The 17,349-nt window shown below is 31.4% G+C and carries 18 protein-coding genes, 1 other RNA gene and 1 pseudogene; 10 read left to right on the forward strand and 10 right to left on the reverse strand.

Annotated elements, in window-relative coordinates; translation table 11 throughout:
- From KO500_RS00220 to KO500_RS00230, 3 genes are all read left to right on the forward strand, one after another.
- Positions 1-822, forward strand: a complete 822-nt coding sequence (locus KO500_RS00220; protein ID WP_215954482.1) for a sugar nucleotide-binding protein — start codon at positions 1-3, stop codon at positions 820-822.
- A gap of 11 nt (positions 823-833) precedes the next feature.
- A complete protein-coding gene (locus KO500_RS00225; RefSeq protein WP_215954483.1) occupies positions 834-1,121 on the forward strand; it encodes a 4a-hydroxytetrahydrobiopterin dehydratase in 288 nt (95 codons plus the stop codon).
- A gap of 78 nt (positions 1,122-1,199) precedes the next feature.
- Positions 1,200-1,910, forward strand: coding sequence for a YebC/PmpR family DNA-binding transcriptional regulator (locus KO500_RS00230; RefSeq protein ID WP_215954484.1), 711 nt, complete (start codon positions 1,200-1,202; stop codon positions 1,908-1,910).
- A 93-nt stretch (positions 1,911-2,003) separates the two neighbouring features.
- On the opposite strand, the gene KO500_RS00235 is transcribed toward KO500_RS00230, so the two are convergent.
- The 8 genes from KO500_RS00235 to KO500_RS00270 all read right to left on the reverse strand — a co-directional run bounded on the left by KO500_RS00235 (position 2,004) and on the right by KO500_RS00270 (position 8,849).
- Positions 2,004-3,029, reverse strand: coding sequence for a hypothetical protein (locus tag KO500_RS00235; RefSeq protein WP_215954485.1), 1,026 nt, complete (start codon positions 3,027-3,029; stop codon positions 2,004-2,006).
- A 71-nt stretch (positions 3,030-3,100) separates the two neighbouring features.
- Positions 3,101-3,649 carry a 1-acyl-sn-glycerol-3-phosphate acyltransferase gene (locus KO500_RS00240; RefSeq protein ID WP_215954486.1) on the reverse strand — a complete coding sequence of 183 codons (549 nt, stop codon included), beginning with the start codon at positions 3,647-3,649 and terminating at the stop codon, positions 3,101-3,103.
- A gap of 5 nt (positions 3,650-3,654) precedes the next feature.
- Complete coding sequence (locus tag KO500_RS00245; protein WP_215954487.1) at positions 3,655-4,731, reverse strand: iron-containing alcohol dehydrogenase family protein; 1,077 nt, start codon at positions 4,729-4,731, stop codon at positions 3,655-3,657.
- Between the two features lie 11 nt (positions 4,732-4,742).
- Entirely contained in the window at positions 4,743-5,366 is a 624-nt protein-coding gene (locus KO500_RS00250) for a chloramphenicol acetyltransferase (RefSeq protein ID WP_215954488.1), read from the reverse strand.
- 3 nt (positions 5,367-5,369) lie between these two features.
- Positions 5,370-6,071, reverse strand: coding sequence for an HAD family hydrolase (locus tag KO500_RS00255; protein WP_215954489.1), 702 nt, complete (start codon positions 6,069-6,071; stop codon positions 5,370-5,372).
- Positions 6,062-6,790 (reverse strand): 3-deoxy-manno-octulosonate cytidylyltransferase, encoded by a 729-nt coding sequence (kdsB, locus tag KO500_RS00260; RefSeq protein WP_252732391.1) that lies wholly within the window; start codon positions 6,788-6,790, stop codon positions 6,062-6,064. Before kdsB ends, KO500_RS00255 begins: the two co-directional genes overlap by 10 nt.
- A gap of 15 nt (positions 6,791-6,805) precedes the next feature.
- On the reverse strand, positions 6,806-7,378 hold the full coding sequence (locus tag KO500_RS00265) for a DUF4126 domain-containing protein (RefSeq protein WP_215954490.1): 573 nt from the start codon (positions 7,376-7,378) through the stop codon (positions 6,806-6,808).
- Positions 7,379-7,406: 28 nt separating this feature from the next.
- On the reverse strand, positions 7,407-8,849 hold the full coding sequence (locus KO500_RS00270) for an ATP-dependent DNA helicase (RefSeq protein WP_215954491.1): 1,443 nt from the start codon (positions 8,847-8,849) through the stop codon (positions 7,407-7,409).
- 102 nt (positions 8,850-8,951) lie between these two features.
- Between KO500_RS00270 and KO500_RS00275 the strand changes: the two genes are divergently transcribed.
- From KO500_RS00275 to KO500_RS00290, 4 genes are all read left to right on the forward strand, one after another.
- Positions 8,952-9,605, forward strand: coding sequence for a hypothetical protein (locus KO500_RS00275; protein WP_215954492.1), 654 nt, complete (start codon positions 8,952-8,954; stop codon positions 9,603-9,605).
- 16 nt (positions 9,606-9,621) lie between these two features.
- Complete coding sequence (locus KO500_RS00280; RefSeq protein WP_252732392.1) at positions 9,622-10,413, forward strand: DUF3822 family protein; 792 nt, start codon at positions 9,622-9,624, stop codon at positions 10,411-10,413.
- Positions 10,413-10,952 carry an RsmD family RNA methyltransferase gene (locus KO500_RS00285; RefSeq protein WP_215954494.1) on the forward strand — a complete coding sequence of 180 codons (540 nt, stop codon included), beginning with the start codon at positions 10,413-10,415 and terminating at the stop codon, positions 10,950-10,952. The genes KO500_RS00280 and KO500_RS00285 overlap by 1 nt, the downstream gene beginning before the upstream one ends.
- A gap of 64 nt (positions 10,953-11,016) precedes the next feature.
- On the forward strand, positions 11,017-11,613 hold the full coding sequence (locus KO500_RS00290; protein ID WP_215954495.1) for a hypothetical protein: 597 nt from the start codon (positions 11,017-11,019) through the stop codon (positions 11,611-11,613).
- Positions 11,614-11,631: 18 nt separating this feature from the next.
- Here the strand turns inward: KO500_RS00290 and KO500_RS00295 are convergent, their stop codons facing one another.
- Together KO500_RS00295 and rnpB are read right to left on the reverse strand one after the other, a co-directional pair.
- Positions 11,632-12,927, reverse strand: coding sequence for an aryl-sulfate sulfotransferase (locus KO500_RS00295; RefSeq protein WP_215954496.1), 1,296 nt, complete (start codon positions 12,925-12,927; stop codon positions 11,632-11,634).
- Between the two features lie 33 nt (positions 12,928-12,960).
- Positions 12,961-13,279: RNase P RNA component class A (rnpB, locus tag KO500_RS00300), an RNA gene on the reverse strand.
- Between the two features lie 128 nt (positions 13,280-13,407).
- On the opposite strand from rnpB, the pseudogene KO500_RS00305 reads away from it, so the two are divergent.
- The 3 genes and pseudogenes from KO500_RS00305 to KO500_RS00315 all read left to right on the forward strand — a co-directional run bounded on the left by KO500_RS00305 (position 13,408) and on the right by KO500_RS00315 (position 17,283).
- Positions 13,408-15,236: pseudogene (locus KO500_RS00305) on the forward strand (DNA polymerase III subunit gamma/tau).
- An 89-nt stretch (positions 15,237-15,325) separates the two neighbouring features.
- A complete protein-coding gene (locus KO500_RS00310) occupies positions 15,326-16,003 on the forward strand; it encodes a response regulator transcription factor (protein ID WP_215954497.1) in 678 nt (225 codons plus the stop codon).
- Positions 16,000-17,283: a sensor histidine kinase gene (locus KO500_RS00315; protein ID WP_215954498.1), complete on the forward strand. Its 1,284-nt coding sequence runs from the start codon at positions 16,000-16,002 to the stop codon at positions 17,281-17,283. Before KO500_RS00310 ends, KO500_RS00315 begins: the two co-directional genes overlap by 4 nt.
- The last annotated feature ends 66 nt before the right edge of the window (positions 17,284-17,349 follow it).

A 17,349-nucleotide genomic window follows, 5' to 3' on the forward strand; every position in this document is an offset into this window, starting at 1 on the left:
TTGGAAAAGAAAAGAATTCTTATTCTTGGAGCCAGTGGTTTCATTGGCAACGCTATATATAAAGAGTTATGTAACTACTTTAACACGTTTGGCACCTATAATGCTGCAAGAAGGTCTTTTGAGAGTAATAAACAATTTTTTAAATACAATTTAGAAGAAGATGATGTTTTTGATGTTTTAGGAGAAACTAAACCAGACATTGTTATTTCAGCCTTACGAGGAAATTTTCAAGAACAGATTATCGCTCACCAACATTTGGTAGAGTATGTTTTAAATAAAAAATGTAAATTATTTTTTATCTCTTCAGCCAATGTTTTTGATGCCTATAGCAAATACCCTTCTTATGAGTACGACAAAACATTATCAGAAAGCATTTATGGTCGGTTAAAAATAAAAATCGAGAATATGCTTTTACGTATCCCAAAAGAAAAAATGGTGATTTTAAGAGTGCCAATGGTTTTTGGCAACGGTTCACCTCGCGTAAAAGAAATGAAAACGAACATTAGTAATAATGAACCTGTTGAAGTATTCCCTAACTTAATAATGAATGTCACTAACGACACAAAACTAACACAGCAAATTCATTATCTAATTAGTAAAGATAAAAGTGGAATTTATCATTTAGGAAGTAATGATTTGGTACATCATGATGAGTTTATAAATGAAATTTTAAAACGAGTGGGTAGCTTTAACCCTTTATTCAAAAGAGTTTACACCACTAATGAAGAGCGCTATTTAGCAGTATTGCCAAAAGACAATAAATTACCAAAAAACTACCAAACCACTTACGAAGAAGTAATTGAAGAACACGTAATCGGATAAAATATAGATTTATGGAAAAGCTTGATTTAAAAAACATTGAAAAAGAATTAGAACAATTAGAAGGTTGGGAATATGTTGATGGAGCTATTGAAACATCATTTGAATTTGCCGATTTCAAAGATGCATTTTCGGTAATGACAAGAATTGCTTTTGAATGTGAAGCACAAAATCACCACCCAGAATGGACAAATGTTTACAACTCACTTCAAATTAGATTAAATACGCACGATGCTGAAGGTGTAACTGAAAAAGATTTCAAATTAGCCAAAATCATTGAGTCTATTATACAAAGTGAATAAGATTGCACCAATATTACACTTGTTCAAGTATTAAATTATATTAAATTTGTAAAACTAATTTTATAATCACTTTTAGAAATGGGAAGAGCTTTTGAGTTTAGAAAGGCACGTAAAATGAAAAGATGGTCTGCAATGTCTAAAGCGTTTACGCGTATTGGAAAAGATATTGTGATGGCAGTAAAAGAAGGTGGTCCTGACCCAGATTCAAATGCCAGACTAAGAGCTGTTATTCAAAATGCGAAATCTGTTAACATGCCTAAAGATAATGTTGAACGTGCTATAAAACGTGCGAGTGACAAAAGCTTAGGTGATTTTAAAGAAGTACTTTTTGAAGGTTATGCACCACACGGTATTGCTATTTTAGTAGAAACAGCAACTGACAATAATACTAGAACCGTAGCCAATGTGCGTAGCTACTTTAACAAATGTAATGGAAACATGGGAACTTCTGGTTCTGTAGAATTTATGTTTGACCATACGTGTAATTTTAGAATACCTGCTGAAGGTATTGACCCTGAAGAACTTGAATTAGAAATGATTGATTTTGGTGCTGAAGAGGTTTTTGCTGATGATGACGGAATTTTAATTTACGCTCCTTTTGAAAGCTTTGGTGCTATTCAAAAAGAATTAGAAACAAGAGAAATTGAAATATTATCTTCTGGTTTTGAACGTATACCACAAGTAACAAAACCTTTAAATGAAGAAGAAGCTGCTGATGTTGAAAAACTACTAGAGAAGCTTGAAGAAGATGATGATGTGCAAAATGTATATCACTCAATGCAAGAATAATTTCTATTATAATATAATATTAAAAAAGCCTGTTGATTAAATCAACAGGCTTTTTTTTAAAACACTTAAAAAAACTTACACTAAATTCTTTTATTAGTTTGAGTAGAAGTATAATGAAGAAGCACTTGCTAAAGTATTATTAATGCTTGGTGCAATATCTCCACCAGCACTAGCATTTGAGAAAGCTAATACTTTACCGCCTCCATTTGCTGCTTCTGCTATAAAAACAGTTTCAGAGTCTGCATCATATTCAGTAGCAACAGGATTACCCAAAAAAGTACTACTACCTGATACTCTTACTTGATTGTTAGCTAAAACCATAGTTTCACCATCTGCAACAGCATTAAATTTAGAATCAAAATCAGTTATAATATGAAAAGCACCATCACTATCAGAGGCAGCATCACCTACATCAGTTAAAATCATAGTTCCATTATCATATGCTAAACCATGCGTTCTCACGATACCTTCAATTGCAATTCTTTTTGATGCACTTACAACAGCATCAGTTGTATTTGTAGCTGTAAAACTAGTATATACTGCTAATTCATTAGTCTTATCAACTACAGCGTATAAATCATCACCAACAAACTCGATTCCCCACAACGCAATATCCGTAGTAATGATATTTCTTAGAGTTATAGATCCATCTGCGATTGTATACACAAATAATCTTCCATCAGCAGTTTCTGTATCACCATCAACATCTGCATTATCAGCTACAACAAGGTAATCACCATTTACTGCTATATCTCTAGGGCTCTCTACATCAGAAGAACTAGAAAAAGAAGCAGAAATTGTTGTACTAGCCAAATAGGTAGAAATTCCCGAATACACGTTTAATTGGTTTGAAGATCTTGAAGCCTGAATAATTTCATCAGAATCTTCATCATAATAAATACCTTCTGCAGCGTCTGAACTTGTAGTTAATGTTTTCACATCACCAGTATTCATATCATATATAGTAACTTTACCGTCTGAATTGTTTGAAGCAAATAATTGCGCAGTTTCAAATTCTGTATCTACAGTTGAGCTATCATCGTCATTATTATCACATGAAATTAACGTTAATGAAGTAATTGCCATGGTAAGGCCGAAGTTAAAAATTGAATTTTTCATTTTCTTTGTTTTTTATAATTTCCCATACTTACGAGACTTTTATAAACAGGGTTTTAAAAAAATGAAAAAAATTAATCTACAATGAAACTTTTTTTAGGAATCCGACCTAGCACCCCTTTAAAAAAAGACTTATACAACTTAAAATCAGCTTCTTGATCATCAGTTGTAAAATAAGGCTTAGATATTTTTATTTGTTTTTTTCCGTAGTCAAATGCGACCATTACCACTGGAACTTCAGCTTTTTTTGCTATAAAATAGAATCCTGTCTTCCATTCTGTAACTTTATCTCTTGTTCCTTCTGGGGATAATGAAAGCCTAAACTTTTCTTTAGATTTAAAAATAGCCGCAATTGCAGAAACTGTATCACTATTTTTATTTCTAATAATAGGCGCACCACCAACTTTTTTTAAATACCAACCAATAGGCCCTACAAACAAACTTTTTTTACCAATAAAATTTATTTCTTCTTGCCATATTTTACGAACTAATAATCCTAAAAAAAAATCAGAATAACTTGTATGCGACACAACAATCATAACGCATTTTTTAACATCAGGAAAATCACCTACTAGTGACCAACCCATTATTTTAAAATAAATAAATTTTGCAATTGCGTGCATCTGAACTATATCAATTTATAAAGTGATAATAATTTATCATAAGTCATAATTTCTTTCCAGTTTTCACCTAGAGCATTCTCCCAAAGTGGTGCCAACCCAAAAGAAACATTTATCATAGTTTCAAACTGTTCATCAGTTAAACCTGCACATACCCCTTTAGGCAATTTGATTTGATGTTTTTCTTGCATTTGTTTAAAAACTTTTACCCCTTCAGGATAAAATTCTTCCAAATATTGAAAAACTAAACAATTACCAATACCATGCTTTACACCTAATACATAAGCCAAACCATAACTCATTGCATGGGCAACACCTACTTGGCTATACGCAATACTCATGCCACCATGCCAAGAAGCCATCATTAATTTATCACGAGAATCTTCAGCTGAAATATTGCTTAAATACACTTCTTTACAAAGTTCTAAAGCTTTTTCACCATAGCTCTGGCTAAAAGCGTTTAAATAGGTCCCGTTTAATGACTCTATACAATGAATATAACAATCCATACCCGTATAAAACCATTGTTCTTTTGAAACCCCTATAGTTAAATTAGGATCAAGAACAACTTGATCAAAAGGTGTAAAATCGGAATTAATACCTAATTTTTTTTCAGGCCCCATTAAAACAGTAGTTCTTGAAACTTCTGCTCCTGTTCCTGATATTGTCGGGATACCAACATGGTAGATAGCAGGTTTTTTCACCAAATCCCAACCTTGATAATCTACTGAACTACCCGTATTTGTTAGCATAATTGCTACAGCTTTAGCCATATCGAGCAAAGTACCACCGCCAATACCTATAATTCCGGAAGGAAGTTCAGCAAAGGTTTCTTTTATAATAGCTACAACAGCATCAACTTGTGCCGTTTTTGGTTCTTCTTCTGAAGAAATAAATATAATTTGATCATCAAAAAGCAACGGTATTTTTGAAATCAACTCTTTTGTTTCAAAAACATCATCAATTAAATATATAAAAGGAGCTTCTGAGTTTTTGCGTTTTGGCATAAGTATTTCTCCTAGTTGAGAAAAACTATTATCACCAAAAACAACTCTTGGTACCATCGGAAAATTCCTGTACTTCATTAACTAAACTGTTATTTATAAGAATTTAAAAATTCTTGAAAATTTTCTAAAAATTGCCCTACATGATAACCATCAACTAAGGCATGATTAACACTCACAGCTACTGACATTTCTAACTTATCATTAACTTCAGTCACTTTACCAAAAGCTAACTTGGGCACTGACTCTTTTTGGCCACTAACTGGTTCTTTATGTCCTGTAAAATCTACCCAAGGCATTGCAGAGCAATAAATACAATCTAAAGTATTGGTGGGCGGAAAAAGTGTATTTGAATTTAAAATGCGTTCTTTTTCTAGTTGTACGTTTTTTATAAATGAATTTAAGTCTTCATTATAATTCACAAACGTGAAACCAAAAGTTTGATTAGGTCTTATCATTGTTGCCGATGCATGAATTACATCATATCTAACAACTTTATCATCTTCAATTCTATATTTAAAATTTTCGACGCTATTAATGGCTTGCATACATGCATGTAAATACACTCCAAAAAATGATAGTTCATTTTTTTTAGCATATTGTTTTGCAACTGTTACATCAACCTTTGAAGTTACCGCAAAATAAGGATCTGAAAATGTATTAAAAAACTCATAATGTTCTTTTCTATTCCAAGTATCAATAGCAATGACTTTCATAAATTACACTAATTTTAAAAGTTCACTCAACCTACCAATGGTTTGATAGTCTTTTCCTTTTGTATCATTATCAGTCACTGTTTCATGTTCCCAAGTGGTATGAAAAGGCACATGAATTGCTTTTGCTCCTAAATTAACAAGCGGTAAAACATCAGAACGCAAAGAGTTCCCAATCATTAAAAACTCATTAACATCAATTTCTAAATGATCTAAAAGGTTTTGATAATTAGTTTCTTTTTTATCACTTAAAACTTCAACATGATGAAAATATTCAGATAAATTGGACATTTCAACTTTACGTTCTTGATCTAACAAATCACCTTTGGTTAAAACAATCAATCTATATTTCTTTGAGAGCTCTTTTAAAACATCTTCAACATCATCTAACAATTCCACAGGGCGCGTAATCATATGTTTACCTATATTTAAAATGGCTTCCATAGTTTCATTAGAAACTTTTTTATTAGACAAGTCTAAAGCCGCTTCAATCATAGAAAGCATAAAACCTTTTACGCCATAGCCGTATAGATTTAGGTTTTTAATTTCCATTTTAAAAAGCTCTTGATCTATTTTATTTTTGGTTTCATAACCTTCTAGCAAACTAGCAAACTCTTCTTCTGCATCTCTAAAATAGGTTTCATTTACCCATAGTGTATCATCGGCATCAAAACCAATAACCTTAATATTACTATAATCTATTTCCATGCTTTCTTTGCTCTTTCTAAATCTTCAGGAGTATCAATTTCAATACCCGTCACATCGGTTTCAACCATTTTCAATTTTTTTCCATATTCTAAATATCGAATGGCTTCAATTTTCTCACTTGCTTCTAATTGTAACATTGGCAACCTTTGAAAGTCCATCAATGCACGTTTTCTAAAGGCATAAATACCTTTGTGTTTGTAATAAATACTATTAACTTCCTTAGCTCTTGGGTATGGTATTGGCGAACGAGAAAAGTATAAAGCAAAGTTATTAGTATCTACAATAACCTTTACCGTATTAGGGTTACTAATTTCATCCCAATCTGTAATTTTTACCATTAACGAAGCTAAATCAATCTCTTTTTCTGGATCTTCATCAAAAACGTTTAAAACACTTGCTAAACTTTCTTTATCCGTAAAAGGTTCATCACCTTGAACATTTACGATGATATCTACATCCATACTTTCAACAGCCTCTGCAATACGATCGCTACCACATTCGTGCTCTTTTAAACTCATAATTGCTTTACCGCCTGCATTTACAATTACATCATAAATAATTTGGCTATCGGTCACCACAAAAACATCATCAAACAAGCTAGTATTTACTGCTGCTTCATAAGTTCTCAAAATGACTGGTTTGCCCTGTAAATCTTGCATTAATTTTGCAGGAAAACGAGATGCCGCATAACGCGCGGGTATCATTGCTATTCTTTTCATTAATTCTATAAGAATTTAAATTTTTGTATTTCGAGGTCGTATTTTTCTGTAAATCCAGAATATAAATGATAAGATAATCACTACCAAAACCCCTGCTAAAACTGGTGCAAATATAGATGCTGTAGATACAACTACCGCTGTACCTGTCTCAATTGTTGAAACTATTGGATTTGCCAAACCACCCGTTGTTGTAGTTGAAGCCAAACGACTTGTTGCTGATGCTCCTTTGATTGCTGTTGCAGTACCGCCACCAGCTATAATTGCTAATGACCAAGTAACTACTGGATCTAAATTAGCTACTGTTGAAACCATTACTGCTGTACCTGCAATACCTGCAAGAGGCACTGCCAAACTGTCTAACAAATTATCAACCCAAGGAATAAAATATGCAAATATCTCTACTATTGTCGCTACACCTAAAGCAATAACTGCCGCCAAACTCCCTATCCACTCCCAACTATTATTTAAGTCCCAAAAATTAAAATAAGAAGCTAAACTAAGCGCAAAAAGTGGTAAAAAAACACGAAAACCTACCGAAGCAGCTAAACCAACCCCTAAAAAAATACTTAAAATAGTTTCTGTAGTCATGTTATTCGTTTGAGCAAACTAAAATACATTATTCTGAATCAAGAAAAAAATCATTCTTAAAACCTATTAAATACAATTTACTTTTCGCTCTTGTTAATGCAGTATACAACCAACGCATATTTTCTTTATCCATCCCATTTGGCATGTATGGTTGCTCTACAAAAACAGTATCCCACTGTCCACCTTGCGATTTATGACAGGTAATTGCGTAAGAGAATTTCACCTGTAAAGCATTGAAAAACGGATTGTTTTTTACAGCCAAAAACTTTTTATATTTTGATGTTTCGCCTTCGTAATCCTTCATTACCTCTTGGTATAATCTATTTCCGTCTTCGTATGGTAAAGATGGTGCCTCGGCAGTAATTGTATCTAATAACAAAACAGTTTCAAAAGGTGGTTGATTTGGGTAATCAACCATTTGCACTTTTACTTCGGCAAATTTAAAAGTGTATATTTCTTTTATTGAAAAAATTTCAAGCACTTCAATAATATCACCATTGGCAATAAAGCCTGCTTCAGTATTTGGCTTTAACCAGAAATAGTTATTCTTTACTACCATCATGTAGTCACCTACCGCCAAATCATGTTCTAGAAATAAAATACGTTGTCTTATATTTTCATTATATAAATTGGCTCTTTTATTAGAGCGGACTATAAAGGCTGTTTCCTCTTTTCCGTTCGTGACATAAGAATCATCAATTGCTTCTAGAATCTCATTTCCTTCAATTAAACGAACAATATCAACAAACGGAGCAACATCAAATTTAAAATCATCATAAAATTCACTTTGCAATTGCTCCCTAAGATTGGTAGCATTATATAAAATTCCAGAATCTTCTGCTTGACGCACTACTTCATTCAGCTCTAAAACCTTTACTTCTTTATTATAATTCAATGATAATCTATCTGCATCTAATGCTGGACTTAAATCTAGCCGAACTGGTGGTAATTGGGCTGTGTCACCAATTAAAATTAATTTACAACCATGACCAGCATAAACATATTGAATTAAATCATCTAACAAAGATCCATTTTCAAAAAGTTTAGAGTCTGCAGGAGTATCTGGTATCATTGAAGCTTCATCAACAATAAAAATAGTATTCCTATGTTTATTGGGCGCTAAAACAAACTGCACGCCTGATCCACCACTCTGTTTACGAGGTACGTAAATTTTTCTATGAATAGTATACGCCTGAGTTTTTGAGTAGTTTGACATTACTTTAGCCGCACGACCCGTTGGAGCCATTAAAACAGTTTTCATAACTGTGTGCCATAAACTAGACACCATTGTACCAATTATAGTAGTCTTACCAGTTCCAGCAAATCCCTTTAATAAAAAAAGACCATCTTTTTCTTTTGACAAAACAAAATCTGCCAAATCTTCAAGAGCAAGACCTTGTTTTAGTGTTGGAGTATGTGGAAATTTATCTTTTAAAATAGCGCTGAAACTAGCTGGAGTAAGGACTTTCATAGAACATCAAAGATAATAATGATTTTTAAGCACAAATACTTTTGTGATTAAAAAAAAATTGTAGATTTGTGACAACGACATAATTTAAAATAATACTATATAATGAAAACTGTTTTACAAATTGTACTTTGGATTGCTGCACTTGGATTTGGATACTTGATTTATCAATCTGTAAATGCACCAATCGAATTTGCTAAAGTTAAAGAAGAAAGATTCCAAAAAGTAATCAATTCTTTAAAAGATATTAGAAACGCACAAGATGCTTATAAACTTTCTAATGGAACATTTGCAAAAGATTTTAAAACATTAATAAACTTCATTGACAACGGTAAATATGTTATCACACAACAAAGAGATACATCTTACTTAGAATACAATGAAGATTTTGGTATTGATATGCTTACAGAAAGAAAAATTATTGATACTTTAGATTTTGTTGCTGTAAAAGATTCTTTATTTAAAAAAGATAGTCGTTACAAAACTTTGATGAATGTTCCTGGAGCTCCAAACGGAGAAAAATTCCAAATGACAGCTAAGCAAATCGAAAAAAGTGGCTACCAAGTACCAGTATACGAAGTTTTCACTCCTAAAGAAGTTGTTTTATATGATCAACCAAAAGATTTAGTTGCTAGAGAAAAAAGTCACGTAAATGTTGAAGAGGTTAATGGAGCTACAATTAAAGTTGGTTCATTAGAAGAGGTAAGTACAAATGGTAACTGGCCACCGATATATGACAGAAAAAGAGACAAACAATAGTATAAAAAGCTCAACTTTGAGCTATATAAAATTGTCCATTCAAATTAGTTTGAATGGACTTTCTTTTTGTGTTTTAGATACTATTAAAAACACAATTATCAAACAAGAAAGCTTACATTTTGATGAGGAACAAATTCCTTTTCAAGTTCAAAAAAAATTAGAAGAGCTATTAGTAAGTAATGGTATTACAAAAATGTCTTTCTCTGATATTATTGTAATCCATAACAATATGCTTTTCAGCCTTGTACCAAAAGCTTTGTTTGATAAAAATGAATTAGCAAACTATTTAAAGTACAATGCCAAAATACTTGCAAACGATCATTTAGATTTTGATGAGATTACAGCATACGACATGGTAAATGTATATGTACCATTTGTAAACATCAACAATTATATTTATGATCTTTTTGGTGAGTTTGAATACAAACATAACGGTACAATTTTAATTGAAACTTTATTGAATAACTTCAATAGTGGTAAAGAACCTATTTGCTATGTACATGTTTTAGAGAATCAGCTAGATATTACTGTTATCGCTAACAAGAAGTTATTATTTTTTAATAGCTTTAGCTTTCAAACAAAAGAAGACTTTATCTACTACATACTTTTTACCATTGAGCAGTTAAAGTTAGATACCGAAACAATTAAAGTAAGGTTATTTGGCACCATTGAAGAAGATGATGATTTATACAACATATGTTATAAATACATTAGAAACATTGATGTTTACATCCCTTCAAAACTATCAAACCATACAGAAAACAGTAGTGATAACACTATTGACTTTACCACAATAAGTGCTTTTTAATGCGAATAATATCAGGAAAATATAGAGGAAGAAGACTTGTTGCTCCAGCAAAATTACCTGTGAGACCAACAACAGATATGGCTAAAGAAGGCCTATTCAACATATTAAATAACGATTATTATTTTACCGATATATCTGTTTTAGATTTGTTTTCTGGCACAGGAAATATTGCCTTTGAATTTGGATCAAGAGGATGTACCAACCTAGTTAGTGTTGATGCTCACCAAGGTTGTGTAAAATTTATTACAGATACTGCCGAAGCTCTTGATTTACCTATTACAACTATTAAAAGTGACGTGTTTAATTATCTTGAAAAAGCATTAATTAAAGCTGATGTAATTTTTGCAGATCCACCCTACGATTTAGACATTGAAGATTTTTCTAAAATACCAGAATTAGTGTTTGAAAAAAAAATGCTTTTGGAAGATGGTGTATTGATTATAGAACATTCTAAACACACAGATTTATCATCATTACCAAATTTTACAAAACAAAGAAAATACGGTGGCAGTGTTTTTAGTTTTTTTGATGCAGTTTAATTTTTTTGACCTATAATACCAACTAAGATAATTAAGCGTTAGTTATAATAAAAATATACAACCAATGAATAACTTAAGCTTTCCTTTAAAATTCGTATTTAAAATTTCGTCATTTAGCAATGATTTTACTGCAACAGATGCCAACGGACAAACAGTTGCCTATGTAAAACAGAAAATGTTTAAACTAAAAGAAGCAATTTCTATTTACGAAGATGAAACAAAATCAAAAGTCAACTTCAAAATTAATGCTGATAAGTGGATAGATTTTTCTACCGCTTATAGTTTTACAGATGCCAACGGCAGTGAATTAGGCAAAGTTGCCAGAAAAGGATGGGCATCAATATGGAAAGCTAAATATGAATTAATTGACCAACATCAAAAATTACAATATCACATTCGTGAAGAAAACGCTTGGGTAAAAGTTATTGATAGCTTAATGGGTGAAATACCGATTTTAGGTATGTTTACCGGCTATTTATTTAATCCTTCGTATATAGTTACCGATTTAGATGGAAATAATGTTGCTCGTTTAAAAAAAGAAGCTTCTTTTTTCGGTAGAAAATTTGAAGTAAATAAATTAACCGATATAGATGTTGACGACGAACAAAGAATATTACTAGGCTTAATGATGATGATTCTTTTAGAAAGAAGAAGAGGTTAATTGTTAAAACACCTAGACTTATAAACCTAAAATAGGTAGCACTGGATTGTTATTCTCAAAAGCATAACACCTCCAGAAGCTACCTTCTTTTTTATACTTCCAAGCTATTTCTCCTGTTTCCGTTATTTCCCAAAACCCATAATCACTCTCACAAATTAATGTATTCCCATTTAACAATCTTACAGCACTAGAAACTCGCTCACTAAACATATTTGAATCTGTAAAACTCCAAACAACATTTGGCTCATTATCAGTATTCGCTATAAGATTAAAATTTTCAGGAATTTCTAATTCATACGCAGTAGACTGCTGAGCAGTTCTCCCATTATCAAAAACCATTAAATTACCTTCACCAGGAAAACCAGCTTCAATTAAATTAGGAAAATGGTTACGATCAAATATTTGCTCTCCCATTAAATTATCATAAGCTTTAGGATTCCCAAAGCGATATATCAAATCACCACCTAGATTATAAGTACCACCAACAAAGCCAGATGCTTCTTCGGTAGTTGTGCTATGATCAATAACCCAAACTTCGCTATAGTAATTAACACTTAAATAAATTATATCTTTATTTGAATCATACTCAATAGCATTAGCATGCATGATATCGCCATTTGGCTCATCATAATAATTTATATCAATCTTATTAGGGTATTCCGATATTTCAGCATAACTATCAAAACCTTCATTTAAATTCTGAATAATATGATCCCAACTTCTCCATTCCCAAACAATTTCTTTAGTAACATAGTCAACCTCTATTAATTTTTCAGGAAATAAATCATGATTAACAAATACACCTTTACTTGCTGCTAATTCTGGAGAAATTCTTTCCCAAGCCATTATTAAAAGGTTTCCGTTAGGTAAAAGTTCCACATCATGGTGCGCAAGAAAATCATCAGAATTATAAGTATACTCCCATTCAATAGAACCATTTAAGTTAATAATCTGAACAATTCCTCCATAACCACCAAAACTAAACGAAGTATTATCTGGTTTGAATATTCCTAAAACTTGTCCCGTTGGTAAAAGCTCTAAGTCATTTCCTAAATTGTTATCAAAATTCCAATTATACAATTCCTCACCGTCTTTATTAACCACATAGGCTACGTCACCTCCATTTTCAACAACAAAAACAAGACTTTCTGATATTACATCAGCATTATAAACTTCTAAATTCTCAGGGGTGTCATTTTCTTCATCCAATTCAACATCAACTAGCTCTTCATTTTCTTGATTGTTCTCTACACTAGAATCATTATCACAATTGAAAAACAATAAAATTGATAAAAACAAAAATAAATGTTTCATGGTGAGCAGATTAAATGTCAGACAGTTATAAATAAAAATAGCAGGCCATAAGCCGGATTCTGTAAACCCTAAACTAGGTTCGGGGTTTTCCTTATCATTTATCTCGACTTTTAGTTACCCAAAAGCTCTAACCGCCTACCCTTCAGCACGAGCGTGCCGCTCTTAAAGCTGATATACATGACGTTTCACCGTATAGAGTTTACCTGGTTTCACTACAGCATTATCTGTACATACTTTCTGTTGCACTAGTCCTATTCAATTAAGAATGACGGGCGTTACCCGCTATACTGCACTATGGTGTCCGGACTTTCCTCGTTTTGATTGCTCAAACCGCGATAAGGTAGCCTGCTAATAGCAAAGGTAACTCAATTGTTGATAAATAAGCTGCTAAATTTATTCAAATCGTTTATAAAACAACTTGCTATATTTATATTTGTAATACGTTGTTTTCACAACTATAATCATTTAAAAGTTTAGTATTTGGAACCATTTGTAGTATCTGCTCGAAAGTATAGACCTCAAACATTTAAGGATGTTGTTGGGCAACAAGCGATTACCAATACCCTTTTAAATGCAATAGAAAATAACCATTTAGCACAAGCTTTATTATTTTGCGGACCAAGAGGAGTTGGTAAAACTACTTGCGCTAGAATTTTAGCAAAGAAAATTAACGAAGATGGCACTCAAAACTCTGATGAAGATTACGCTTTTAATGTTTTTGAATTAGATGCCGCATCAAACAACTCCGTTGATGACATTCGTAGTTTAACAGACCAAGTACGTATACCTCCACAAGTTGGAAAATACAAGGTTTATATTATTGATGAGGTTCACATGTTATCACAAGCTGCCTTTAATGCTTTTTTAAAGACACTTGAAGAACCACCAAAACATGCAATTTTTATATTAGCTACTACCGAAAAACACAAAATTATACCAACGATTTTATCTCGTTGCCAAATTTTTGATTTTAAACGTATTACAGTCAAAGATGCTGCAGATTATTTAAAATATATTGCAGAAAATCAAGAAATTGAAGCTGAAGATGATGCGTTACATATTATTGCTCAAAAGGCAGATGGTGCTATGCGTGACGCTTTATCTATTTTCGATAGGGTTGTAAGCTTTGCAGGAAAAAACCTTACAAGAAAAGCTGTAACTGAAAACTTAAATGTTTTAGATTATGATACGTATTTTACTGCTACTGATTTAATTTTAGCACATAATATTCCTGAATTACTAGTTTTATTAAATGATACGCTTGCAAAAGGTTTTGACGGGCATCATTTTATAACTGGCCTTGCTTCACATTACCGTGATTTAATGGTATGTCAACACCAATCTACTATTGAACTTTTAGAAGTGGGTGAAGAAGCTAAGAAATTATATTTAGAACAATCTAAAAAAACAACACCTTCATTTTTAATGAAAGCAATTGACATTGCTAATGATTGTGATCTTAAATATAAAACAAGCCGAAATCAGCGACTGTTAGTTGAATTAGCACTAATGAAATTAGCCTCTATCGATTTTGATGGAGAAAAAAAAAATCTAATTCAGTAGCTAATTATATTGCTCCAGCTTCATACTACCAAAATGGAGATTTTAAGAAAACGGGTGGCAAACCTGGTGATTTATTAACCACAAAAGAGCTACCAACACCAGTAAACGAACAGTTAGATAGCACTAAAAAACCAACAAGTACACCAGAAACTGATCCTGAAACTTCAGCAGTTTCAGAAGAACCGAGTAATTATAAGTCAAATACAGCAAACACTCCTACTCCAACGAACACTGTTGTTGAAGAAAAAAAGCCTATTACTAAAATAGATATTAAAAGCCCTTCAAACAGAGTTTCAGGTTTATCACTATCAAGTTTAAAAAGAAAAAAAGAACACCAATTAAATAAAAAAGAAGTAGTAATTGATGAAAGTAAGCTTCCTAAATCTGTTTTTAGTGAAGAAGAAATGCAAAAACACTGGGCTGATTTTGTAATTCAAATTGATAATGACGGACGTAAAATATTGGCATCAAACCTAAATACAGATACTCCCAAGCTTTTAGAAAATTTTGTCTTATGGATTGAATTACCAAACGGCACTATGAAAAAAGAAATTGAACGCGAGCAGTTTGATTTGATGGAGTATTTAAGAGCAAAATTGAACAATCATTTTATCAGCTTAAAAATAACTGTAAATGAAACTACCAATACAAAATTTGCTTTCACACCTGAAGAGAAATACGAAAAACTTAGAGAAAAAAATCCTGTAATTGATCTTTTAAGACAGGAATTTGATTTGTCTTTATAAGCTTTTTGAGTCAAAACTAATTATCATAAATATATTATAAACGATTAAAATTCCCACTTCTTTCCAGAATTTTTGCACAAATTTGTATTGTGAAAATTTTAATTATAGAAGACGAACAGCAACTTCTTTATCATATAAAAGAATCGCTAGAAAAAGAGAAGTTTCTAGTGGAAACAGCTAGTGACTATCATAGTGCTTATGAGAAAATTTTTATTTATGAATATGATTGTATTTTATTAGATATCATGCTACCTAACGGTAGTGGATTAGAGCTTTTAAATGAATTAAAAAAAGCCAAAAAAAGTGAAAATATAATCATAATTTCTGCTAAAGATTCTCTTGACGACAAACTTAAAGGTTTGGAGTTAGGGGCTGATGATTACCTTACAAAACCCTTTCATTTAGCGGAACTCAATGCCCGAATAAAAGCTGTTATCCGAAGAAAAGAATTAAACGGAAAAAACACTATTGAATTTGGCAATACTACTCTAGTATTCAAAGAAAGACAATTTTTTGTAGACAATAAATTGGTTACACTTAACCGAAAGGAATTTGATATTTTAAATTACTTTATGTCTAACAAAAACCGGTTAATTACTAAAAATGCGCTTGCCGAACATGTTTGGGGAGATAATACAGACCAAGCTGATAATTTTGATTTTGTGTACTACCAAATTAAAAACTTACGTAAAAAACTAGTGAAATCTAAAGTTACTTTTGAAATAGAATCTATTTACGGGGTAGGCTACAAACTAATTTTAATATGAAATTACTCAATAAATCTATAAAACATTTATCTATTTCAATATTGGGTATTGTGACAATTTGGTCTGTATTTTTTTACGTTAATATGCTTAAAGAAATAAAAAGAAGTATTGATGAAGGTTTAGAAAACTACAAACGGATTATAATTCAAAATGCAATTAAAGACCCTAGCATTTTAAACAAACAGTATTTCGATGAAAGTTTTTTTACCATCCATAAAATTGATAAGCAACATGCAATTACCGTAACAGATAGCTACAGTGATACTATTTTATTAATGCAAGATGCTGATGATGCAGAGCCTGAACCAGAACCTGTACGAATGTTAATTACAGCATTTAAAATTGATAACCAATATTATCAATTAAAAATAGCAAACTCAATGGTAGAAGAAGATGACCTTATTAATGAGTTACTATGGGATGTTATTTGGCTCTATACCATTTTAATTATTGGTATTGTATTTATAAATAATATTGTTTTAAAAAGACTTTGGAAACCTTTTTATAACTTTCTTAATCAGCTTAAAAAATTCCATCTGGGTAAAACACAAACAATTCCTGAAACAAATACCAATATAAAAGAATTTACAGATTTACAGAAAGTAGTAAATACATTATTAGTTCATAATATAGATGTATACGAACAGCAAAAAGAATTTATAGGAAATACATCACACGAACTACAAACACCATTAGCCATTGCTACTAATAAGTTAGAATTACTTTTAGAGCAAGGAAGCTTAAAAGATAAAGAAGCCAAAAACATTACTGAAATTTACCAAGTGATTCAACGTTTGGTTCGCCTAAACAAATCATTATTATTATTAACTAAAATTGAAAACAAACAGTTTTTAGACAATCAAACAATATCAATTAATACTATAGTACAACAATCTTTACATGATTTAGAAGATATTATAACTTTTAAAAATATTACTGTAACCGTCGAGAAAATATCAGATTTAAAAATACAAATGGATGCTACACTTGCAAGTATTATGATTTCAAATTTAATTAAAAATGCCACTTTTCATAATAATGAGAATGGCACAATATCAATAACGATTAAAAATAATTCAATAAAAATAAACAATACAGGACCAGGCAGTGAGTTAGATAAAAAAGTTATTTTTAATAGATTCTACAAGTCTAATTTAAAAAAGAACAATACTGGCTTAGGTTTAACAATCACAAAGGCTATTGCCGATTTGTATGCCATAACAATAAACTATCACTATAAAAACACTTCACACTTGTTTGAGCTTATTTTTTTTAAATAAAAAAAGTTGATTGCCCAATAATTCCCAATTGTTTCCACATTCAGGTATTTCATTTGTAGCATAATT

Source organism: Cellulophaga baltica, assembly GCF_018861125.1.
GTDB lineage: Bacteria > Bacteroidota > Bacteroidia > Flavobacteriales > Flavobacteriaceae > Cellulophaga > Cellulophaga baltica_A.